Annotated in this window: 23 protein-coding genes and 2 pseudogenes; 3 read left to right on the forward strand and 22 right to left on the reverse strand. The window is 27.9% G+C overall.

What is annotated here, in order from left to right:
- Positions 1 to 288, forward strand: a pseudogene (locus SPM_RS00005) (nucleotide exchange factor GrpE); the annotation flags it as partial.
- On the opposite strand, the pseudogene SPM_RS00010 reads toward SPM_RS00005, so the two are convergent.
- The 4 genes and pseudogenes from SPM_RS00010 to SPM_RS06340 all read right to left on the reverse strand — a co-directional run.
- Positions 269 to 2,216 (reverse strand): annotated as a pseudogene (locus SPM_RS00010) (spiroplasma phage ORF1-like family protein); the annotation flags it as partial. The pseudogenes SPM_RS00005 and SPM_RS00010 overlap by 20 nt on opposite strands.
- A 151-nt stretch (positions 2,217 to 2,367) precedes the next feature.
- Complete coding sequence (locus SPM_RS00020) at positions 2,368 to 2,838, reverse strand: hypothetical protein (RefSeq protein WP_004027549.1); 471 nt, start codon at positions 2,836 to 2,838, stop codon at positions 2,368 to 2,370.
- A 524-nt stretch (positions 2,839 to 3,362) separates the two neighbouring features.
- Positions 3,363 to 3,611 (reverse strand): hypothetical protein, encoded by a 249-nt coding sequence (locus tag SPM_RS00025; protein WP_004027550.1) that lies wholly within the window; start codon positions 3,609 to 3,611, stop codon positions 3,363 to 3,365.
- Positions 3,611 to 3,760: a hypothetical protein gene (locus SPM_RS06340; protein ID WP_004027551.1), complete on the reverse strand. Its 150-nt coding sequence runs from the start codon at positions 3,758 to 3,760 to the stop codon at positions 3,611 to 3,613. The genes SPM_RS00025 and SPM_RS06340 overlap by 1 nt, the downstream gene beginning before the upstream one ends.
- 373 nt (positions 3,761 to 4,133) lie before the next feature.
- Here SPM_RS06340 and SPM_RS00030 point away from each other — a divergent pair, with 373 nt between their 5' ends.
- The gene (locus SPM_RS00030; RefSeq protein ID WP_004027553.1) at positions 4,134 to 5,003 is read left to right on the forward strand and encodes a spiroplasma phage ORF1-like family protein; all 870 of its coding nucleotides are present in this window, start codon (positions 4,134 to 4,136) and stop codon (positions 5,001 to 5,003) included.
- Here the strand turns inward: SPM_RS00030 and SPM_RS00035 are convergent.
- The 12 genes from SPM_RS00035 to SPM_RS00090 all read right to left on the reverse strand — a co-directional run bounded on the left by SPM_RS00035 (position 4,978) and on the right by SPM_RS00090 (position 18,510).
- Positions 4,978 to 5,976: an aspartate carbamoyltransferase catalytic subunit gene (locus SPM_RS00035; RefSeq protein WP_004027554.1), complete on the reverse strand. Its 999-nt coding sequence runs from the start codon at positions 5,974 to 5,976 to the stop codon at positions 4,978 to 4,980. The genes SPM_RS00030 and SPM_RS00035 overlap by 26 nt on opposite strands.
- A 286-nt stretch (positions 5,977 to 6,262) precedes the next feature.
- Complete coding sequence (gene aguA, locus SPM_RS00040) at positions 6,263 to 7,375, reverse strand: agmatine deiminase (protein ID WP_004027555.1); 1,113 nt, start codon at positions 7,373 to 7,375, stop codon at positions 6,263 to 6,265.
- A gap of 151 nt (positions 7,376 to 7,526) precedes the next feature.
- Positions 7,527 to 7,931 (reverse strand): hypothetical protein, encoded by a 405-nt coding sequence (locus SPM_RS00045; RefSeq protein ID WP_004027556.1) that lies wholly within the window; start codon positions 7,929 to 7,931, stop codon positions 7,527 to 7,529.
- A 385-nt stretch (positions 7,932 to 8,316) separates the two neighbouring features.
- A complete protein-coding gene (gene thrS, locus SPM_RS00050) occupies positions 8,317 to 10,233 on the reverse strand; it encodes a threonine--tRNA ligase (protein ID WP_004027557.1) in 1,917 nt (638 codons plus the stop codon).
- A gap of 256 nt (positions 10,234 to 10,489) precedes the next feature.
- Positions 10,490 to 11,926, reverse strand: coding sequence for a pyruvate kinase (gene pyk / locus SPM_RS00055; protein ID WP_004027558.1), 1,437 nt, complete (start codon positions 11,924 to 11,926; stop codon positions 10,490 to 10,492).
- A 53-nt stretch (positions 11,927 to 11,979) separates the two neighbouring features.
- Entirely contained in the window at positions 11,980 to 12,963 is a 984-nt protein-coding gene (gene pfkA, locus SPM_RS00060) for a 6-phosphofructokinase (RefSeq protein ID WP_004027559.1), read from the reverse strand.
- Positions 12,964 to 13,113: 150 nt separating this feature from the next.
- Positions 13,114 to 13,842 (reverse strand): spiralin lipoprotein, encoded by a 729-nt coding sequence (locus SPM_RS00065; protein WP_004027560.1) that lies wholly within the window; start codon positions 13,840 to 13,842, stop codon positions 13,114 to 13,116.
- 246 nt (positions 13,843 to 14,088) lie between these two features.
- Positions 14,089 to 14,724, reverse strand: a complete 636-nt coding sequence (locus SPM_RS00070; protein ID WP_004027561.1) for a hypothetical protein — start codon at positions 14,722 to 14,724, stop codon at positions 14,089 to 14,091.
- A gap of 31 nt (positions 14,725 to 14,755) precedes the next feature.
- Positions 14,756 to 15,646: a translation elongation factor Ts gene (tsf, locus tag SPM_RS00075; protein ID WP_004027562.1), complete on the reverse strand. Its 891-nt coding sequence runs from the start codon at positions 15,644 to 15,646 to the stop codon at positions 14,756 to 14,758.
- A gap of 69 nt (positions 15,647 to 15,715) precedes the next feature.
- Positions 15,716 to 16,816 carry a 30S ribosomal protein S2 gene (rpsB, locus tag SPM_RS00080; protein ID WP_004027563.1) on the reverse strand — a complete coding sequence of 367 codons (1,101 nt, stop codon included), beginning with the start codon at positions 16,814 to 16,816 and terminating at the stop codon, positions 15,716 to 15,718.
- A 334-nt stretch (positions 16,817 to 17,150) separates the two neighbouring features.
- The gene (locus tag SPM_RS00085) at positions 17,151 to 18,077 is read right to left on the reverse strand and encodes a hypothetical protein (RefSeq protein ID WP_004027565.1); all 927 of its coding nucleotides are present in this window, start codon (positions 18,075 to 18,077) and stop codon (positions 17,151 to 17,153) included.
- A gap of 91 nt (positions 18,078 to 18,168) precedes the next feature.
- Positions 18,169 to 18,510 carry a holo-ACP synthase gene (locus SPM_RS00090; RefSeq protein ID WP_004027566.1) on the reverse strand — a complete coding sequence of 114 codons (342 nt, stop codon included), beginning with the start codon at positions 18,508 to 18,510 and terminating at the stop codon, positions 18,169 to 18,171.
- A gap of 97 nt (positions 18,511 to 18,607) precedes the next feature.
- On the opposite strand from SPM_RS00090, the gene rnhC reads away from it, so the two are divergent.
- Positions 18,608 to 19,507 carry a ribonuclease HIII gene (gene rnhC, locus SPM_RS00095; RefSeq protein WP_004027567.1) on the forward strand — a complete coding sequence of 300 codons (900 nt, stop codon included), beginning with the start codon at positions 18,608 to 18,610 and terminating at the stop codon, positions 19,505 to 19,507.
- Between the two features lie 13 nt (positions 19,508 to 19,520).
- Here the strand turns inward: rnhC and SPM_RS06470 are convergent, their stop codons facing one another.
- The 6 genes from SPM_RS06470 to lspA form a co-directional block, all read right to left on the reverse strand.
- On the reverse strand, positions 19,521 to 19,658 hold the full coding sequence (locus SPM_RS06470; protein WP_004027568.1) for a hypothetical protein: 138 nt from the start codon (positions 19,656 to 19,658) through the stop codon (positions 19,521 to 19,523).
- Positions 19,643 to 20,704: a hypothetical protein gene (locus tag SPM_RS00100; RefSeq protein ID WP_004027569.1), complete on the reverse strand. Its 1,062-nt coding sequence runs from the start codon at positions 20,702 to 20,704 to the stop codon at positions 19,643 to 19,645. Before SPM_RS00100 ends, SPM_RS06470 begins: the two co-directional genes overlap by 16 nt.
- Before the next feature lie 109 nt (positions 20,705 to 20,813).
- Positions 20,814 to 21,314, reverse strand: a complete 501-nt coding sequence (locus SPM_RS00105; protein ID WP_004027570.1) for a deoxycytidylate deaminase — start codon at positions 21,312 to 21,314, stop codon at positions 20,814 to 20,816.
- A complete protein-coding gene (locus SPM_RS00110; protein WP_004027571.1) occupies positions 21,302 to 22,687 on the reverse strand; it encodes a rhomboid family intramembrane serine protease in 1,386 nt (461 codons plus the stop codon). Before SPM_RS00110 ends, SPM_RS00105 begins: the two co-directional genes overlap by 13 nt.
- A gap of 6 nt (positions 22,688 to 22,693) precedes the next feature.
- Positions 22,694 to 23,614, reverse strand: coding sequence for an RluA family pseudouridine synthase (locus SPM_RS00115; protein ID WP_004027572.1), 921 nt, complete (start codon positions 23,612 to 23,614; stop codon positions 22,694 to 22,696).
- Positions 23,607 to 24,194: a signal peptidase II gene (lspA, locus tag SPM_RS00120; RefSeq protein WP_004027573.1), complete on the reverse strand. Its 588-nt coding sequence runs from the start codon at positions 24,192 to 24,194 to the stop codon at positions 23,607 to 23,609. The genes SPM_RS00115 and lspA overlap by 8 nt, the downstream gene beginning before the upstream one ends.
- Positions 24,195 to 24,199: the final 5 nt, after the last annotated feature.

Raw genomic sequence — 24,199 nt, forward strand, 5'->3', positions numbered from 1 at the left:
ATAAAAGAAAAAATTCAACAATTACGGAAAGAATTAGCAAATAATCAGCCTGTTGATTCACTGTCAGAATCATCAAAAACAGCAACAGCGCCGACAGCTGAAGCAAATAATTTGGCGATTATGCAAGATTTAGAACATGAAATTGATTTATTGTTAAAAGACAATTTACGATTGCGAGAAGAAAAATTATTAGCTTTAGCTGATGGTGAAAATTTAAAGAAAAGAATTCATGAAGAAGTTGCTGATATTAAACGTTATCGGGCAGCAGGAATAATCCACCATTATTAATTTCTTGTCAGTTATAGATTCCAAAATTAAAATCATAATAACGATACATATCATTTTCTTTTTGAGCTTGTAATTCAAAAACATTATAACCAATTTTTTGTTCTTCAATTTTTTTATATTTTAAACCATATTTGTCTTTTAAAGCACCTTCAAAAACATAACCCTCATTTTGATTAATATTATAATCATTTGCAACGGAAAAATCATAATTAAATACATTACCATAATTAGTACTATAAAAACGATTTTTATAAGCAGAATACAACTTGATATCTAATTGATTATATTTATCTGAAAAATAAAAGTAACGTGGATAAATTTTAAAACCATTATTCGCTAATAAACCATATTTTTTATTATAACCTTGAACATAAGTATTATTTTCTAAGTCAAAAATGGTTCGTAAATAATCCTTATAAAAATTTTGCGAAACTGTAAACATACTATTTAATAACTTTTCAAATTGATTTTTATTGGCATTATTTTTATCAATTAAAACATCTCTAAAATTAACTAATTTTAAACCAAAAAAGTTAATTAAAATCGTATCATATTGTAAATTATTAACATATCCACTTTCAATAAAATTACTACGATTTTGAAATACTGGAACTAAAGCATGAGCAAAAAAAGCTTTTAAAAATTTATTAATATCAATTTGTCCTTTCATATGTTCAAAAACAACTTTACCAGTATTAGGAGAATTACCCTGATAATAATTATATGTTTCAGCACTAAAATTAAATGTATTTTCTTTATCTTTCATAAAAGAAAATAAAAAACCTAAATCATCAGTATACCGATAATTATTATAATCATATCCATTTCAATATTGTTTAAAATGTGTTAACTCTAAACTCCCAGCAATAATATTTTTTCGTTCATCAATCGTTAAAATCATTCGATAAATTGACTTTTTAGTTAAAATTGTACCAGTACTAGTTTTATCTAAATTATTAATAATTTCAAAATCAAAAATAATTCTTTGACTACCTAAATTTGGATCATCATAATCAGGGTTACCACCTTGTTGAACTCGAATATTTTCTTGCACAATAACATTAATATATTTTAATAAAAAAGAACGAGTATTTTGATATTGATTATCAGTTCAAAAAATAGGATTGCCATTATTGTCAACTGTTGGTATTTGGGGTTCACTGTTTCCATCTCAACGGTATAATCAATTAAATCAATATCATTCACCTTTTAAAGAAATATTAAAACTACCTTCATCACCAAGACTTCATGGTTTATTAATATCATCATTTTTAAATTTAATAAAATTAAAATTATTAGTATTTCGTTTTTTGGCAAACATTATATATCATTTATTTTTATTATTACGAAATTCATTATTAGATATTCAATCAGAACTATGTATATCAATTAACTTTCAATCTTGAAATTTTAAATTAACTATCTGTAAATTATCAACACCCTTTTCTAATTTATTAATAACTTCAATAGTATTAAAATATTTTGCAAAAGAATAAGAAAAATTAGTTAATTCTTTTAAAAATTGTTTTTTATCAACATCATAAAATTTATCAATGTTATATTGTTTAGCATAAGTATCTCAATTTTTATATAAATCCATAAACTCATCACTAGGCTTGTCGAATGAAATTCCAGTTGAATAACTATCTTTTAAAAAATCTAAGTATCATTTATCATTATAAATTAATTATTGTGATGTTTTTAATGTTGGGTTAATAAAATAATTTGTTTCTGACCAGTTTTCAAAAAAAAGTACTACGTAAAAACATTGTATTAATAAAATCTGTTTCATTCATTCCTGTTGCTTGCTGTTTAACAGTATAATTTTGCTGATTTAATGGTTTAAAAGCAGTTAAAGTAATCAAAGGAATAATTAAACCTAAAATTCCTAAAATACCAACTGCAAATAAAGATAAAGATTTTTTCATATAAAATACTCCTAACTATCAATTACTTTTGCTGTTAACTGGCCATATTAAATACCATATCACCTCCACAACAAAATACAACATTGTTTATTACACTTTAATTTTTAAAAATATGGCCAGTTAACAACAAAAGTAACTTAAAAAATATTATTTATCACATAAAATTAAAATTTCTATATTCCCGATAACGTCTTGGCAATTTAAATTTTCTAACAGCATTATAAACAATTATAACATTGGGTAAATTTAATTTTTCAATAATTTCACTAATTTTAAATCCTTTTAAATACATTTCTTTAATCTCATCATAAGGATATTTACTTCGATATTTAGGAATAGTAATAATTTTATCCAGCTGATCACAAATTCCATTTTCACAATCAAAACGATAACCTTTACGAAATTTAAAAGAAGAATTTCATAAATAAACCATACGAATTGGAACATTATATTTCTTACTAATTTCAGAACATGACAACAAATTAAGAAAAAAATCTTTCAAACAACTAATAACTAACTCATCAGAATACTTTTGATTTCAATTCTTTTTTCTAAGTCCTGTTGCATCATAATATAAAGACCCATATGTTCCAAATAATGAATTATTAATTTTATTTAACATAATTAAAAACTCCTTACTGTAATAAACATTGGTATACTAATGTAACTTAATTCTTGTTAAATAAACATTGGTAATAACAATGTTAAATATATAAAATCAAAAATTAAGGCACACTGAAAATAACTACTTAGTTTTAACTAATAGCTATTAAAATATAAAATTATATGTTTATAATTAAGTTGATATTTTTACACTATATACTGCCTACAAGTTTTTGAAAAAAGAAATACTTTTTACAACATTATTTCTATTAAATCCTACTAAAAAATATTTCATAATAGACTCAATATTATGAACAATAAACAATATAAATGTAACTACTATTGGCGATATAGTCATATTTATTTCCACAACAGGATTTTTCATCTTGTTAACATTATCAATAATAACCAAAATAATTAAATTTATTTAAAAATAAATTTGTAGACAGTGTATAGTGCAAAAATAAACAACAAAATTATTTATTCAATTCACATAAAAGCTAGTGTGCCATAGCTAAAATATATGATCAGTTGTAATAAATATTAAAATCCTTTAACCATAACACGGAAAAAGTTTAAAATCTTAATAATTACAAAAATTCCAAATGGAATCAAAATAATTCACGCATCACCTAAAAAGGTCATTAATTGTGGTAACACAGCATAAACAGCGTCTTTAACTTTTGTCATAGCTTGTCCTAAACCACTTCAAATAGAATCCATTCCACCTGAAATAGTAGGAGTATCTGCAGCTAGAAAATTAACAGCTGTTGTTAAATACATACCTAACATTATTTATTTTCCTCCTTATTTTTAATCTCTTTCTTATCTTTTTTCTTTCCTCGAATTTGGCGAATTTTTTGATAAATTGATAAACCAATTCAAGCAAAAATACCTAATATAATAACAACACTAAATATTGTCGTTAATCAAACTGGCATAACTTAATTCCTCCTAAAAATTTAACTTGCGCGGCACGCTCCGCGTGTTCGCTACGCTCAAAATAAACAATATTGAATAAATTACCGCTAATAAATTACGCGGATAATTTATTCATTTTCTTTTACATTATTAGTTACTATCTTATTAACAGTAATAATAACATTATCTTTTCCATACTTAGTTACTAAGGACCGCAAAATAAAATAATGTTTTCTTTCCATTAAAAAAATCAACTCCTTTCAAAGTTGATTTTTTTCTGCTTCATATTACAATTTACAAAATAAAATAAAATATGATTTTATTTTTAATATAGATATATTTGAATATTTATTTTTTCCTATTGTTTCCAATCAAAGTTATAGACATTTTGATTTGAATTATTTAATTTTTAATTCTAATTATAAAAATTTAATTAATATGGATATTATTAAAAATTCTAATTCTCAATATTTTATTAATGATGTTAAGCAAGATAATTTTTCTTTGGAAAGTTTTTTTCAAATTTTAGATTATTTTTATTCTAATATTTTAAGAGTTATATTTGATATTTCTAATTTTAAAGAATTTATTTATTTTAATTCTTCTAACGAGAATACTGGTTTTGCTTTTTTTGTAAAAAATGGTTTTTTATTATATCCAAAATCAATGCTTTTTAATATTTTAAGATTCCCTGATTTATCAGCAACTTATTTAAACCCAATAGTTAATTTATATAATGCTTATAATATAAATGTTAATCAAAATTATTATTCTTTTTTTTCAAATTGACAATATCAAACTGATATTTTGCCTTCTAATAATGATAAGTATACTCAATCAATAAAATTATTAGATATGACAGATAAATCAAAATATCAAGGTTTTAATTTGATTACTTTTAATGCTATTAATATTGGTAAAGATAGTTCTATTTCAGTTAATGGTTTTAATTTTAGCCTTTATAATGCTACTGATTGAAATAATGAAATTAATAATGGTAATATTTGACGAATACCATATAAAAGTTGTAGTTGATATAATTTAGCGTGTCATATACAAAATGCGGCGATTTGATTGGTAAATAATTTGCCTGGTATGAAAGATGTATATAATTTTATTAATGGGATAGTACATGTATTTAGCAATGTGTCTGAGTTGTTTAATAATATTGGTAATTTATTTGCCTTTGATATTACATTTAAGATTATGTTAAGTTCTATTTTAGTGTTAGCGATGGTTAATGGACTTTTACGCTATTTTTAGTAGTAAAAATAATGTTGTTAAGAAAAAAAGTAAGGTGGTGCGATGGTTTATCACGCACCACCTTACTTAAAGGGGTAAAAGTCGCGGAGCGACTTAGGGGCAACGCCCCTTTACTTGATAAGGCCATTCGTATAAAAACCCCATTTGCCATTTGTTCAAATATTTTTGCTTGTTGACATTCAACAACATCATCATCAATTTCAATACCACGATTAAAAGGTGCTGGATGCATAATAATTGCTGTTGGTTTCATTGTTGCAACTAATTCAGATGTTAACTTATAATTTCGTAAATAATCTAAATGATATTTTTCATCAGCATGAAATCGTTCAAACTGATAGCGTAATAACATTACAACATCCATTTTCGGCAAAGTTGCTTTAAAATCAACAGGTGTTACACCAGGTAATTGTAATTCATTAATTCATGTTGTATAAACATTCATTCCTAATTTTTGCATAATTTGAATATTAGTTTTTGCAACTCGTGAATATTTAATATCTCCAACAATTATAATATTTAATCCTTTAAATTCACCAAAATGTTCTTTAATTGTTAACAAATCTAATAAACTTTGGGTTGGATGATTTCCTGACCCATCACCACCATTTAAGATTGGGATTTTAATTTTATTAGCAAGTTGATGATAATAATTATTTTCTGGATGACGAATAACTAAAGCATCAACCCCTAACGCTTCAAATGTTTTAACTGTATCATATAAAGTTTCTCCTTTTTTTGTTGCACTAAATAATTCATTAAAATTTAATGTTTTACAACCTAATTTATGTGCTGCAACATCAAACGAATAATGTGTTCTTGTTGATGGTTCGAAAAAAAGATTTGCCACAATTTTTGTTTGTTGATAGTTTACTTTTTTTTCATTATTTTTAAATTGTAATGCTGTCGTCAATATTCCATGAACATCATATTCAGTTCAATTTTCTAAATTAAATAAACTTTTATTTTTCATTAAAAATAACCTCACTTTCCTGATTTCTAATAAACATAAAAAAAACTTACTTAATTAATAAGATAATTTCCAATTAATTAAGTAAGTTTTAAAATTATGGGGAGAGAATAAAATTAAGCACAAATAAGAAATAAAAACAATGGCTTTTTGTAACAAAAGTCTAATGTTATTTTTCACATAATTGTTCTGATTTGTCATTTGCATTTATTATCACCTTAATAATACATATTACCATAATTATTATATTTGTAAAGATAAAAACAAAAAAAATATTAGAATTTTAAGATTAAAATTCTGATTGTGTCATTGAATTAATGCCCCCACCACCAATAATTATTTCGCGTGCATAAATAGGAATTACTTTCCGCTTTGGAAAACATTTTCGTAATACCATAATTGCTTTTTGATCATACACTGGGTCACCAAAAATTGGACAAATTAACGCTTTATTGACAAAATGAAAATTAAGATAACTAGCGGGAAGGCGGAAACCTGGCATTCGGTGTTTAAAACGTAAACTACATTCACGATCAATTGCTTCTCGTTGTGTTAAAAATAATGGAATTGGTTGATAAATTTTAGTAATTTTTAGTTTTCGTCCTTTGGCATCAGTTGTTGATTCTAACAATGACAAAGCTTCTACACTTCGTTCATACTGTGGATCATCTTTATTGTCTGTTCATGCTAATAATACATGTCCTGGCTCAACAATTTGAAGTAAATTGTTAATATGACCACACGCTTCATCATTATATAGTCCGCGCGGAATTCAAATAATTTTTTTAACATTTAAATATTGCTTTAAATATTGTTCAATTTCAAGTTTTGTTAAAGTCGGATTTCGATTAGGGTTTAATAAACATTCTTCTGTTGTATATAATGTTCCTTCTCCATCAACATTAATACTCCCACTTTCCAACACCAATGGACAAACATAATAATCAACACCACTAGTATTGGCCATTGTAATAGCCACTTTATTGTCCACATTATAGTCTCATTTAAAATTTTTTGCTTTTAACATTAAACTATTTTGCATTCCTCAGCCATTGAATTCAAAACTAACCGCACGGTGTTCTCCATTTTCATTTACTAAATAAAGTGCTCCTATATCACGCGCCCAACTATCATAATAATGTGTTTTTATTAAGTTAATATTACTATTTGCTAGCATTTTTTTAACTCGTAAGTAATTCTGTTCATTAACAATCATTTGGACTGGTTCATAATTACTAATAATTTTAGCAACTAATGCAAAAATTTTTTGCGCGGGAAAAGCGTCTTTCTGTCAATTGTCCTTCATATGCGGTCATATCATTCAAGTTTGGATGTGATTGCTTGTTTCTCCTGGTAAATAAAACCCATCTTCTTGCGGAGTTGTTGTTAATAATTTACTCATTTATAGTTCCTCCGTTCTAAATAGCACCGACTATTTTATTAATAAAGAAAAATATAATTAAAAATATTATTTGTTATTTAAAACAAATAATATATAAATGATTATTATTAAAAATCATTTTTAAGCAAAAATTTTCAATATAGATATTTTTTTAATACGTTTGATTTAAAATATTAATTTCAAAAGAAACTGGCGAAGATGGCACAATTTGACTAATACTTGCAATACAACGGATAATCATTTTTCCCTGAGGTTTTAATTTACAAAGAACCTTAATTTTGTTTGTTAGAGCAAAATTTAATTTTAAACAAGTATTAAAAACTTCTGTTGCCACAGTTGGATTAACAATTTTAAGCTTAAATGAATCTCATTCTTTTTCTAAATGCCTTTGATGATAATTAACTCGTAATTTATCAACTTGGATTTCATTTTGATATAAAATAATATCTGTCATTTCTGATTGTTTAATATAATTTGAACCTAAATCAGAAAAACATAATTGTAAATAATCAATTTCAAAAAGATTAACTGCCATTTCTTCACCAATTTTCCTCATATTATTCTAACCTTACCATAAATACAATAAACTAGCAAATATCTTGTGTTAAAAATAAAGTTAAAGCTGTGATGTCAAAGAGAGGGTAATTGTTTTTCTTAAAATTAATTAATACGACAAAATACTTGTTTTTGATTAATTGTAAATTTATAACAATTTTAGTTGTTGATGCAGACAGCAACTAAAGTAACAATCCTTTTCAGTTAAACGATTTAACATTATAATTCTAGTTTTGCTTTATAATATTTATTATAAAAACTAAATATAAATATTAGCAAATATTTATCCATTAAAAAGTTTTTTCCACTTTTAGTTTATCATAATTTTGGGGTGCGAAAAAAAAAAAAAAAAAGGAAATAAAATTTTCCTGAAAAAAATATTTTTTTTAAATTTTATTAATAATTTGCTCATTAATTAAAATAATAAATTTATCAAAAGTAGTAGTAATTTGATCTTCTTGCCCGTAAATTCGATAAGTAATCATTTTTTTATCCCGTTCTTGATCACCAATAACGATTTGATATGGAATTTTAGCAACTTGTGCTTCTCGGATTTTATAACTTAAACGTTCATCACGATCATCAATTGTTGTACGTAATTTTAACTTTTTAAATTGCCGGTGTAATTCATTAACATATTCCAAATGATGCTCATTATTAACTGGAATTATGACAATTTGTTTTGGAGCTAATCAAAATGGTAAAACTCCTTTTGTTTGTTCTAATAAAATTGCTATAAAACGCTCATAAGTCCCAATTAAACCACGATGTAACATTACTGGCATTGCTTTTGCCCCTGTTGCATCAATATAACTTAAATTAAATTTTTTTGGTAATAAAAAATCAAATTGTAAGGTTGAAACAGTAATTTCATGGTTTAATGCTGTCTTAATTTGAATATCCAACTTTGGTCCATAAAATGCTGCTTCTCCAATCATTGGCACATATGGAATTTTTAAATCATCTAATGCTTCTTGCAACATTTGTTCAGCATGATTTCACATTTGATTATCATCATAATATTTTTCCTTATTTGCTGGATCACGTAATGACAATGAGTAATAATCAACAGTAATTTTTAAATCTGTTAAAACTTCATTAATTAATTTAAAACAACGTTTAAACTCTTCTTTCAACTGGTCATGACGTAAAAAGATATGCGAATCAGTTAATTGCATCATTCGTACTCGTTCTAGACCTGTTAAACTTCCTGATGTCTCATATCGATGTAAAATAGCATGCTCAGCAATTCGTAATGGTAACTCACGATAACTACGTTGTTTATAATTATAAACAGCAATATGATGAGGGCAAGCCATTGGGCGTAAAACACTAATTTCATTATCTTGTGCCATCGGGGCAAACATATTTTCTTGGTAATGATCCCAGTGACCAGAAATTTTATACATTTCACTAGTTCCAATAACTGGTGTATCAACCTCAATAAAATCATATTCTCATTCTTTTTCTCGGATATATTCTTGGAGCACTTTTTTTAATGCCATCCCATTTGGTAACCAAATCGGTAAACCGGGTCCAACTAATTTATCAAAAGTAAAAATTTCTAAATCCTTCCCAATTTTACGATGATCACGCTCTCTTCGTTCTTCATATGCGAATAATACTTGTTCAAATAATTCACGTGAAAAATGTGAACTTCCAGTTAATCGTTGCAACATTTTATTTTTAGCATCATCTTGTCAATATGCTCCTGCTAAGCTTCAAAGTTTCAGGACTTTAATATGTTTCAAACTTGTAACTGGATAAGTATTTGGCAAATACAATTCATTCCCAAGTAAATATCCACCTTGTTCTGCCCCTGTTTCTGCACAAAAAGTTAATAAATAGGGATTGTTATTATATCATTTTTTTGCATCGGCTAGTGCCCCTAAAACAGGCTTAATAGCAAGATTATTATTAATTAACTTTGTTACTTCCTGTTCTAAAGCACTAAGATCAGTTTCTTTTAAATGTGGTTCCACATCAAAGTCAACTAAAAAGGTATCATCTTGTACGGCAATTTTAGCAATTTTAGCGGTTGGATGTAAATTAGTAATTGCCTTTGCTGTTATTAATGCTGTTGTATAATGCAAAATTGCTAAAGCTAGCGGTGATTTATCAGTAATAATTTCTAATGTTCCATCAGTTGTTACTAAATAGTCTAAACCACGAACTTGACCAGCAAAAACTCCACCAAAGGCAGCTTTTCCTAAACTTGATGCAATACTACTTGCTATAGCATGAATTGTTTGTGGTGTCTTAAATTCACGAACTTGACCATCCGGTAATGTAATTTTAATCATTTGTCATCTTCCTTTCCAAAAAGTAAAACTCGCTCCCAATATTACTTAAAGCAATAATACTAGGAGCGAGTTCTTCGCGGTACCATCCTAATTAAATTAGGATTTAACCTAATTTATCTTTCACACTTAATAACGAAAAGTGCTTAAACGTAAACTAATTGCTGTTACTAGTAATCTAATCATTCTTTTATTAAGCTTCCATCACCCTTAACTTGCTGAGAAAAGAGGAAGATTAGACCATGGGTAACTAGTTTAATTATTTAATTGTAATTTCTTTAATTTCTTCATTGCGAGCAAATAGAATTGTTGAACCAATTTTTGCCCCTCATTTTTTTGCCACTTCACAAATTGCTTTTTCATCTGTTTTAAATGCTTCATAATTATCAACTTTATTCATAAAAATTGAATGTCATGATCCAAAGGCAGTATATAATTCTGGTAATGGACTAACTCCTAAAATTACCACATTTGGGCGGAATTTTGAAATTGTTTTTAATAATTCCCCTGTATTTGAGACAACAACGGCATACTCATATTTTCCATCTTTACATTTATTTGCTAATTTTTTAGCAATATCAGCGCGTGGGCCTGTTGTTGAATTCATAGCGTCTTCTAATTGCTTTTCATAGTACAATTTTGAATAAAATTCATGCTCTGCTCGTTTGTTAATCATTGCCATTGTATGAACAGCAATAAACGGATAATCACCATTTGCTGATTCACCTGATAACATCGTTGCATCAGAACCTAATTCTGTTGCAAAATAAACATCAGTTACTTCTGCTCGCGTTGGCGATGGATTTTCTGTCATTGTTTCTAACATTTGTGTTGCAACAATAACAATTTTCCCTGCTTCACGACATTTACTAATAATAATTTTTTCTCAATATGGAACATCATAATAAGGAATTTCTAAACCTAAATCTCCCCGTGCAACCATAATTCCATCAGCAGCGGCAATAATTTCATCAATATTATTAATTCCAATTTGTGATTCAATTTTGGCAATAATTTGAACATGTTCAGCTTTACACTCTTTTAATAATTTGCGAATTTCTTTGATATTACCAGCTGTGTTAACAAATGATGCTGCAATATAGTCAATCCCTTGTTCAACTCCAAATTTAATATCATTAATATCTTTTTCAGCTAAAAATGGTAATGTAAAGTCAACCCCTGGTAAATTAATTCGTTTGTTTGTTTTAACAATATGATGGTTGAAAGCTTTTGTTTCAATAATGCCTGGTTTAATACCAGTAACATTTAACTGTAATTTTCCATCATCAACTAGCACCACATCACCAACTTTTAAATCTTGTGACATATCATATGAAACAGTGATTTCTGTTCCAGTTCCTTCACGGTTTTGATATTCCGTTGGTAATGAATAAATCGTAACTGTTGCTCCAGCAACAATTTCTTGTTTCCCACCTTTCATTATTCCAACACGAATTTCTGGTCCTTTCGTATCTAATAACACTGAAATTGGTTTTCCAATTTTAGCACTAACTTCTCGTGCTCATACAATTCGTGCTCCTTGTTCAGCATGATCTCCATGTGAAAAGTTTAAGCGAATTGTTGTCATTCCTGTTTTAAACAATTCTTCAATGGCTCCCGCTGAATGTGTACTTGGCCCAATTGTTGTAATAATTTTCGTTCTTTTCATTTTCTCGTTAATATTAAATTTATCCATTCTTTTGACAATCTCCTTCTAAAAATATCTTACCACCTTATTTTATCGCAAAATTATGATTTTTGATAAATATTCTGATTTAATTGATCAAATTTAGCTCAAATTTCTTTCCGTGATGAACGCGGAATACTTAATGCTTCCATAATTGGACGAGCAATAATTTGATCACCTTGATTGCCAATTGCTAAACCACCTACGCCTGCAATAATTTGTTCAACAGCAAATTGTGCCATTTGAAAAGCACGATAACGGTCCATGGCCGTTGGATTACCACCCCGTTGAGTGTGTCCTAAAACTGTTGCACGAGTAATGTAACCACTTTTACTTTCAACTAATTTTGCTAATTTATGCACATCGGGATAAATCATTTCACTAACAACAACAATGACACTTCGCTTTTGTGCTTGATGTAACATCGCAACCCGATTAGCAATTTCTGTTTCAGATAAAGCAGCTTCATTAATTGAAATAATATCTGCTCCACCAGCAATCCCAGCGTATAAAGCAATATCACCGCAAGCATGACCCATTACTTCAACAATTGAACAACGATTATGTGATTGCATTGTATCACGCAAGCGGTCAATTGCTTCAACAACAATATTAATTGCAGTATCAAACCCAATCGTATAATCTGATGAAGTGATATCATTATCAATTGTTCCCGGTAAAGCAATACAATTAATTCCCAACTCTGTTAACCGTTGAGCACCTTGATAACTACCATCACCACCAATAACTACTAATGCCGCAATTTCTTGCTTTTTTAAAATATCAACAGCTTTTTTTTGTACTTCTGGGTCTTTAAATTCCGGTAAGCGTGCACTTCCAATCACAGTTCCCCCTAAACGCATAATACTATCCGCAAAATTATTATCAACAACTTCCATTCAATTATTAATTAATCCTAAATAACCATCACGAATAATATATGTTTCTAGTCCTTTTGCATGTGCTGTTTTAATAACTCCCGCAATTGCAGCATTCATTCCTTGTGAATCACCACCAGATGTTAAAATTCCAATTTTTTTAAGCATGCTTTTTCTCCTTCTCTTTTGCTTGTTTCATCTTGTTTATATTAATTTTAGTTGATATTCTAAGATTGTAAAGATTTTTTTAACTAAAAAACAGAAAAAACACTTATTAAAGTGTTTTTTATTTTGTTCTAAATAAGAAAAAGTTAATTCTTATTCTGTTGGTGCTGTAGCTGTTACTTTTGCTTTAAATTTAAATTGACCAGAAATGTTTGCTGAATCATTTTTTGCTTTAACTGTTACTTCAACTTCTTTTGCAGCTTCATAGTCTCCCTCAGCACCATTATTTGTAATTTCAAAATCACTTGCTCCTGCATTTGGTGCTATCTTTTGTATAGCATCTAAAACAGCTTTTGCAAGAGTTGTATCAGTATTAACTGCATTTAACTCATCTTTTTTAACTGCTTTTGGGGTTGATGCTTTAATTCCTACAGTTTGCTCAGTTACTGTTACATCTTTAATATCTACTTTTGTTACTTCTCCATGTTTTGGTAAAGTTACTTTAATGTATCCTGATTTACCAATAACAACAGTTTTATCTTTTGCTGGAGTAATTTGAACATAAACATCAACTTTACCTGCTTCTAAATCAATTGTTTCTAATGCTGTACCTTTGCTGTTTTTATAAACGTCAAATTGAAAATCAGCTGCTGTTGCTGTTTTTACAACTCCTTGCACTGCTTTTAAAACATTAGCTTCTAACGCTGTTTTAATTTCAGGCTTTGTAACTGCTTTTGGGGTTGATGCTGCTACAGTTGCAGGTGCTGCAATTGTTTTAACTCTTGATAAATTATTACTTTCAGTTTTATTACATGCAACCACTGATGTTGTTCCGACAGCTGATACACCAAAAACTGCTAAAATCGATAAAAGTTTCTTCATTTCTTATATTTCCTTTCTCTATTAAGTAGTGTTTTTATTAAAAGCAAATGTAATTAAAATTACATTGAATATATAAGAGAAAAATAACATTAATAATAATTATTAATTGCTTCTAACCCTACTTTATACAATTTATATCTTTCTTTTTTTCTTTCCCTTATAGGAGCAATTGTACAATAATTTTTTTAAAAAAACAATAAATATTTCTTAAAAAAAAAAAAAAAAAAGATTTTCCAAATAAAATGCTTAATCTTTTTTTGTTTTTTCGTCTTCTTTTGGTTCAGAAACTGGTGCGTCACTGTTTTCTTGTTCACTAACTTTTAATTCTGGCTCGGCTTGACCAGCAACAAATGGCATAATTTCTTGATTTAATAAATCAACATTATTAACCATAAATTGTCCCGCTTGACTTGCTAAAGAAAAACGACATTTCTTTTTACTACGGCTTCCTTCAGTATGATAAATTACTAATTGATTTGTTTTATCATTGCGTTCAACACGAGTAATTTTTCGAATTAAAATGCGTTCTCCTAAAAAAGCAATTTCTTTTTCATCAATTCCAACGGCAATTAGTTGTAAAAATAAGAAAATATAAATTCCTACCCCAACTGTTAAACCAAAAGCCAATACAATCATAATAATTAACGGTGCAGTTGATGATAAATTAATAACAAATTGGAATAAAAATCCAAGAATAACAATTGGTAAATTAATTCCTAACACTGTAAATAAAATAATTAAAATTTTTTTATTAATAAAACGTGCTTTAAATTCTCGTTTTGTAAAACTAATTAAATAACCAATAATTGATAAACTAACTGCAACAAATAAGAATGCTGCCATTGAGATTGCAATTATTGTTCCTTTTTCAGTATTTTCCACTTTTAGGCTTTCCTTTCTATCACAATTATTCTTACTTGCGAACTTGTGCCATTACTTCTGAAGCAAAATCAACTTCTTCTTTTTCAATTCCTTCGCCAACTTCATAACGAATCATATCAACGACATTAACATTATTTGCTTTTATAACATCACTAATTTTTTGATCAGGATTAACAACAAAAACCTGGTCTAAAAATGATATTTCTGCTAATTGTTTATTTAAACGCCCTTCAACCATTTTTTCTAAAATATTATCTGGTTTTCCAGCATTTTTTGGATCATTTTTTGCTTCAGCAGTTAAAATTGCTTTTTCACTATTTAAAAAATCTACTGAAATGTCATCTCGTGAAATAAATTGTGGTCGCATTGCAGAAACATGCATTGCTAGTTGTTTTCCAATTGTTTCGTCAATCTTACCACTAAAAATTAAAACAGTTGCAATACGATTATTAGAATGTAAATAAACTCCTAGTGATTGATCTGCTTTTAAATGCACTGTTTTAAAACGGCGTAAAGTAATCTTTTCACCAATTGTTGCAATAGCATGAACAATAACAGTTTCTAATGGTTCACCATTAACTGACACTTTTAATGCATCTTCCACAGTTTTTGGGTCATTATTAATTAAGGTTTCTCCTACGGTTGCCATTAAATCTAAAAATTGTTTATTTTTTGCAACAAAATCAGTTTCTGAATTAACTTCAAAAATAACTGTTTTATCACCTTTAGTTACTAAACCTACTAATCCTTCTGCAGCAACTCGATCAGATTTTTTCGCCGCTTTGGTAATGCCTTTTTCACGTAACCATGTAATTGCTTCTTCAATATTCCCGTCAGTAGCTTCTAATGCTTTTTTGCAATCTAGCATTCCGGCCCCTGTTCTATCTCTTAATTCTTTTACTAATTGTGCAGTAACTGCCATACTAATTCTCCTTTCAAATTTAAGGTGCTTGTATTGAAACTAACCAGTTAATACAATCTAATTTTTATGTTATTTTTTTACTATTTTATTATCAACAATTGTTAAATGCTTGCTTAATTCACTAACCATTTCAGCTTTTTTTGCTTTTGGTAAAGCAAATCCTTCACTAAGAATTTCTAACTCATCAACTTTTAATTTTGATAATGTTTTCTCTAAATCATTATCAACTACATTAATTGTATCGAAATTAAAACTTGGTGCTGGTGTTGTTGTAACAGGTTCTGCTTTGGTTGCAACAGGTTCTGCTCCAACAGGTGCCTCTTCTTTTCCTGAAGTTGGTGCTTTATGTGAATAATGTGTGTCTCTTCCACGTTCATTTCTTCCGCTCATTCTTCGATTATCGTATTGTCCACCACGTGAATTACGATTCTCATCACCATCACGGCGAGTAAATTCACTTGGTTTAAATTGAGGTTCTGGCATTTTAATTCCCATTGCATCACCATATAAATCAGCAATATGATGAGTAATAATTGCAATTGAACGTGAAGTATCATCATTTGCTGGAATAATATAGTCAATTGGGTCTGGGTCAACATTTGTATCACAAATAGCAATGACTGGAATTCGTAATTTGCGTGCTTCTCGAACAGCAATATGTTCTTCTTTTGGATCAACCACAAATAATGCTTGTGGTAATTCCTTCATCCCTTTAATTCCACCTAAGAATTTTTCTAATTTATCTTTTTCTTTTTTAATTAACATTTGCTCTTTTTTTGGTAACAATTTTAATTCACCATTTTTTTCTTGGCGTTCAATATTTCATAATCGTTTAACACGTAAATGAATTGTTTTTAAGTTTGTTAATGTTCCTCCTAATCAACGTTGATTAACATAAAAACATTCGCAACGTTCTGCTGCATCCTTAACAATTCATTTTGCTTGTTTTTTTGTTCCAACAAATAAGATTTTTCCTTTGCGGGCAGCAATATTTGCCATTAATTTTTTAACATCTTCTAATCTTCATAATGTTTGTTGTAAATCAATAATGTGAATCTTATTCTTTTCACCATAAATATATGGTTTCATTTTTGGATTTCATCGTTTTTTTTGATGCCCAAACTGAGCACCAGCTTCTCATAACATTTCTCTTGTTAATTCTTTTGCCATATTTCTATTTAATTCTCCTTTTCGTTAAAACATCCATTTATTTCTAACATTTACCACTATCTTATTAAAACAAATAGCACTGGGCAAATGAATCCATAAATGTGTATTGTATATCATTAATTTTATTGAATACAAGCAATAAAATTATAACATATTTTGTTTTAAACAAACAAATAAAAATGTTATTTATCAAAGATAAATAACATTTTTGGCTGTTCATTTGGTTTCTGTTCATTTTTTTATTATTGTGTTTTAATTAAAAATTGTTTGTTTTTCAAGGTTTTATAATTTTTAAATAAATAAAAATAAGTAAATCAAAAAATAACAAATATTTTTAATTCAACATTTTTAATGTCCAATCATTAGGATTAATTTCTTCCTTTGAAAAATTAATTAATGGCAAATTCGGATTAAGCTGCTGCAATGTTAAAATTTTAATTGAATCTAAATTTTCAAGTTGATAAATCTCATTTTTTGAACGAGTTAACAACTGCTGCAAATACAATACTAAAATAAATAAAGCAAATAAATCCACAATTAATGTTGCAATAGAATAAATTTGTTGGAACAATTGACGCAATTTAATATTTTCTTCTAACATCATTGGAATTGATAATTTTGAAGTATTATTAATAATATTAAAAAGAATTAAAATAATAACAAAACGAATAACATTGCTTTTTTCATCTTGGCGAGTTAAAAGACCACATAATTGTAAACTAGCAATAAAAATAGTTATTACTAAAATGGTTAATAAAATAAATAATTCTTTATCATAGCGAAGATTCACATCATTAAAATTATTAAGAATAACTGGGCCAATAATAACAAACGGTGAAGCATAAACAATATATAACAAAAGCGAAACTAAACGCCGACTATTGAAAATCATAGCCATGGTAATCGTTAATTGTACATATGAATATCCTGTTAATAATATTCGATAATAACTTGGATCAATTGAATAGTCTGGTACTAACACTAAATTTCAAATTAATTTACTAAAGAAAAAAGTACTAATTCCACCAATAATTGAAACAAAATTTAGTAAACTACGCGAAGCACTAATTTTTTTACTTTTATAATGTAAAAAAGTTCATGATGAAAGAATTGTAAATAAAAAAAAGGCAGCAAAAATAAAGATTCATAAAAAGAACTTCAAGACACCATCACTGATATATCTATTTTCAAGAATTCATTGACGAATAAAAGGGTTGCTACAAAAGTCTTTAAATAATATATCATCAAATGAATAATTCATTAATGTTTTCTCCCCCTTTTTGTAAATTTCTCCACTATCATTATACTCTACTTTTGCCAAAAAAAACAAAAAAAACAATTATTAAAAATTGTTAAAAAGTTGAAAAAATTGCAAAGCCAACACTATAATCTCGCTCATGGCTAAGGGAAACATGAACAAGTTCATTTTGTTTTAACGAAAGACCTTCAACATGAAGATTATTATCATCTTTTAAACAAATTGTTACTTCGTTTAAAATTACCTTAGTTTCTAAGGCTTTAATTAAAGCTTCTTTTACTGCTCATCGGCCTGCTAAAAATTGTCGTTGAGCATTTTTATTAAAAAAAGCTGCATATTGTTTTATTTCAACTGGACTTAATACTTTTTGAATGAATGCTGTCGATAGTTTAATTCGTTTATTTTGAATAATATCAATACCAACATTTTTAATCATAATTTTTTCCTCCGTTTGATAACTTATTAATATTTTAACAAAAAAGGATGAAAAACGATATAATAATTTTATAAAAGAAAACAATGAGGGCCATCATATGAATAATATCAGTTTTAAAAAAGTTGATTCTACAATTATTAAAGCGATTAGTACTGCTTATCAACCTTATGCAATTAATAATACAGATCCCAATAAAGTTAGTGTTTTTAATAAAAATGGAATTATTATTACAATTTATAAAACAAAAAGTGTTTTGTTCCAAGGCTATCAAGCTGAAAAAGAAGCACAGCGTTTTTTTCCAGCCTTAACCAGTTCTTTACCAAATAAAAATGTCTCTGCTCCAGTTACATATTTTCAAAAAGATGTTATTGGTAATGACGAAGTTGGTGTTGGCGATATTTTTGGTCCGCTAGTTGTTACCGCTTCTTATCTTCCTATTGCAACTTTTAATGAATTAGCAAAGTTACCAATCAAAGATAGTAAAAAGATGACAAAACAACAAATTTTAAGTTTAGCCCCAAAAATTAAAAAAATGGTCAAAAGTATCACTATTATTATTAATAATGAACTTTATAATAAATGATATACTAAATACCAAAACGCCCATATTATTAAAACCTTAGCCCATAATCAAGCTTTAGTCCAATTATTAGCAAAACATCAGTTAACTAATAAAACAATTTTTATTGACCAATTTGTTAATGAAACAAAATATTTTGAATATTTACAACAAACTAAAATGAGTTCAATTATAAAAGATAACCTTGTTTTTATCACTAAAGGAGAAGAAAAATCATTAGCCATTGCTTGTAGCGCTATTTTAAGTCGTGCAGTCTTTCTAATTAAAATTAATGAACTTGAAACAAAATATCATTTATCATTCCCCTTAGGAGCCAGTGAAGATGTTAAAGCACTAGCCCGTAAATATAAAGAAATAATGCCAACAACTACTTATACTCAATTTTTAAAAGAGCATTTTAATTTAACAAAAAAATAATCTTCTAGAAAGATTATTTTTCATCTTCATCAAAAGAAATTATTTCATTAGGAATTATTTTTGCTTTATATTTTAATGGTTGTTGATGTGTTGCTAAATAAGCATCTAAATCTGCTTTTGAATATTTGTGATTATTTAACCAAGAATTCAAATTCAATTAAAACATACTAACGCAATTGAACAAAAACCAACAACAATTCGAGCTCAATAAAAATTTTTTAATCCTAAAATGGCAAAAACTAATGTAATAATGCTAAAAATGCTAATAATACTGAAAGCTAAAACAAGTTCTTTTTGATAAGGATAATTTAAGATTTTTGACCACATATCACGATAAACATAATATAGAACCGAAAAAATAATGTTAAAAATAGCAACTAAAATTGCTAGAATCATGGCAATTTTACCTTTTTGATCTAATTGGCGATGTTGTTTAATATTTATCATAATTTTAATTTGGTCAACTTTTGTAATATTATTTTCTTTAATTTGCTTACGAAAATAAAATAAGTTATTAATTCAAATATAAAAATATTGAAATGAAGTACATAGCGTAAAAATTAACACTGATCCAACAGCTAACAAAGCAAAGCCATTTGTTGCATAAAAATTTAAGAAAAAATAAGGAAATAAAGTATTGTCTGGTTGGTGATCACTGTGCCGAATATAACCACGAATTAAAATACAAATTAAATATAGGGTTGGATATAAACAAATTAATCAATAATTTGTTTTATGATGGATTTCAAATTTGTAAAATGTATCACCAGCTGTGACAATGTAACTTAAAATCATCGCAATTGGAATAATGGTATGCAAAATAAATGTTGAAATTCATTCATAAACACTCATGTTTGTTACTATATCACCTTGAACTGCTAACCCTAATCAAAATACTAGCATTGTCATTGTAATATAAACTGTTACCATTAATCGAATAATAAAATCTGGTTTTGTATTTTTAAATTTTTTTTGAAATAAATAAAAAACAAAATAAACAAAAACTAAATAATTTGTTTGCGGCGTAAAATATGAATAATAATGGCTTAAGCGCTCCCCATAAGTTGGTAACTGCCCATAAATGCCACTGTTTGTTTTTAAAGCTAAAATAAAATCACAAACTAAAAAAACAAAAATTAACATAATACCAATAATCCGATAAATTAATAATTTCCGATCCGTAAAAAAATGCTTCATCTAAAAAAACCTTTCTGCCTCTAATATTTGATAAATATTTGATAAATAAAATAAGTTACTAAAGTATTTTGTTAATATTTGATAATTGATAGTTTTATTTGTAAATTAATTATTTTTCCTTTTGTCGTTCTACTATAACATTAATAATTGGTAAACAACGATAACGAACTTGTGCTTGGTCAAACATCCGTTTTGCTGCTTGATTATCATCGCTACCTTCGTATTTGTCATCATCATAAATAACTTCTTTAATTCCAGCTTGAATAATAATTTTTGTACATTCTGCACAAGGAAATAAAGTTGTATAAATCCGACAGTTTTCTAAATTTGTTCGTGCACTTAAAATGGCATTCAATTCAGCATGCGCAACATAAGGATATTTTGTTTCTAAATATTTCCCTTCTCGCGCTCATGGAAAATCATCATCATTTAAGCCACGGGGTAAACCATTATAACCTGTCGCAATAATTTGTCCAATTTGATTAACAACACAACTGCCAACTTGGGTATGGGGGTCTTTGCTTCGCATTGCACAAACATGCGCAACGCTTAAGAAGAAATCATCTCATGATAAATAATCATTACGTTTTTTCTCTGCTACTGTTGTCATAAATTAGATATTCCTTCCTTCAAGTTAGAAAAAATATCATTAAGATTAGCTTGACTTTGTAACAAAAAGATTGGTCAATTTGCTTTTGGATAAAAATAATAATTATTTAACATTTCTTCAATTGCGCTCCGTTCCAATAAGCCTGCGCGGTAATAACTCAATAATGCATTAATAACAGCGCTATTAAAAGGTGGAACATAACGGATTCATAATAATGCAATTGTACTAACCACTATCATTGTTACAATAATAAAAACCGGATATAATATTGTTCAATTAACACGATGTGAACGGTTAAATTCTAAGGCATAACCAAGAGCACTACCAACAAAAAAGCCAACAAAATTAATTAAATAAAATGAATAACCTAAAAAGATTGGCATTATTAATAACCAAAGCATAATAATTAAAGTTCGTTGGTTTGCAATTAGAGCCCCTAAATCTTCTTTACCATAATTATAGCTAAATAAACTTCCTCATAAAATTGCTAATAAAATTGTTGACCCACCAAAAATTCAATTTGGTAATACGGCTGCTAAAAAGACTCCCGCTAACGGAATTCCAACCACTAAAATGATTGATAAGCGTCAACGTCCTAAAAGAGCTTCCGCATAACGAGCAACACTAAAAATCATAAATAAATTTAAAACTACTAACAATGGATTGCTTGAAAATAAAACATATGTTCATAATCGTCATCATTGATTATTTCAAATTAATAAATCACGCGTAACCCCACCATAAACAAGTTGGGTCGCTCCTTCACTTAAACCTTGGGTATTAAAAATTTGAGCACCAAAAAAGATTCCAACAATTGGAATAATTAATAACAAAGCAATTAAAACTCAAGTAACACCAAGGTTATTGACACTTAATTTATCACTTAGTTGTTTTAAATTTTTTGTTAATTTACTATTAGGATCTTTAATCCCATCTAAAATTTCCTCAGTTGTCATTCCAGCCATTGAAGTATCATTTTCGTTATTTTCTTGCAACATTGTAATGTTAGGATAATAAGTACTTAAACGATCAAGATAATTATTTTTATCAACAAATAATGTTACATCGCCATTATCATCTTTATAAATTTGCGAACGATTTTCAATTAAAACAATTGATAAAATAGTAAGTTTTGCGCGTTGAAATTTCTTATTTAAAAAAGTCCTTAACGTTTGCACAACTTCATCATTAATGATGAAGTCATTAAATTCACCACTAAAATCATCAATAATTTTAATAATTTGAAATTCTTTACTATCAACTTTATATAAATAAACATTATTATTATTGCGTGGTTTATTTTTATAAACATTGTATTTTTCTTGTTTTAAAAAATAATCAACTAGAGATAACTTATCTTTATCAAAACTCATTGTTTTCTATCCTTTCGCGCGTAATATTGCTAATCTTTGTTCAAACTCTTGTGGTAAGGCTGCTGTAATGGTCAGAGATTCTTTAGTAACTGGATGAATAAACCTTAATTGATATGCATGCAGATATTGTCCAAAGCTTTCTTTTTTATCAGCGACTGTGCCATATAACGGATCACCAACAATAGGATGATTAATGTATTTTAGATGGGCTCGAATTTGATGAGTTCGTCCGCTTTCTAATTCACACTCTATATAAGTATAATCATTAAAGCGTTCAATTACAACAATATTAGTTACTGCTTTTTTAGAATTTTTTGCTGTAACTAGCATTTTCTTACGGTTATTAGGGTCACGCCCAATCGGCGCGTCAATTTTTGCCCGATTTTCAATGATTTGACCATGAACAAGAGCTAAATAGCGGCGTTGTAACTGCTTTGTTTGAATTTGTTGCTGTAGTTGATGATGAACAACATCATTTTTAGCAATAATTAAAGTTCCCGTTGTTTGGCGATCAATCCGGTGCACAATTCCAGGCCGTTGTTCACCACTAGCAGTTGACCACTGCACCCCTCGTGCTAATAAAGCATTAACTAAAGTATCATTCTGGTGCCCTGGGGCTGGATGAACAACTAAATTATTTGGTTTATCAATAACCATTAAATAACTATCTTCATACAAAATTGTTAATGGGATTGCCAAGGGTGTTAATTCACTTGCTTTAGCACTTGGAAATTCAATGATAACATGGTCTCCAATTTGACTAACATAATTTGCCCGTACAACTTGCCCATTAACTTGAACTTTCTCTTGCTTAATTAATTCTTGTATTTTAGTTCGTGAAAAAGGAGTGGTATTTGTTTTAAAATAATCAGTTAAAATTTTATCAATTCGAGCTGATGATGAAACAATTAACGTAAACTTAGCCATTTGAATTCGAATGCTCCTCACGTTTGTTTCGTGCTCGTTCACGATAAAACTGAATAATTTCAATAATAATAGCAAGAATTAAGACAATAACACCAAATGTTACTCAATTATCAGCTAAATTAAACACACTATAAGGTGGAAATAAAATTCATGCTAGAAAATCAACAACACCACCATGATTTCACATTCGGTCAATTAAATTCCCAAAGCCACCCGTCGTAATCATAATTAAACCAACGGCGGCAATTTTATTATTAATATATAAAAAAATACTAAATGCAAGCAAAGTAATGAAAACTGCACCAACAATGACAAGTGGAAGATTATCAGCGTTTGTCCCAAAAGCAATTCCTTTATTAACCATAAATTTAAAATTAATAAATCCATCAAGAAATTTAACTTCGGGAGCCGCTGGGTCATGTGACAATAAATGAAAAGCTAATTGCTTCGTAATAATATCTAAAATTAATAACGAAATAAAAATTGGTAGGCAAACTTGGAGTTTATATTTTCAAATATAATTCCGATTTTTAAAATGGTCTTTAAAATCATATCAAAATTGTTTTGTTCGTTCTTTCATTTGCT

The organism is Spiroplasma melliferum KC3 (genome assembly GCF_000236085.2).
Taxonomy (GTDB): domain Bacteria; phylum Bacillota_I; class Bacilli_A; order Mycoplasmatales; family Mycoplasmataceae; genus Spiroplasma; species Spiroplasma melliferum.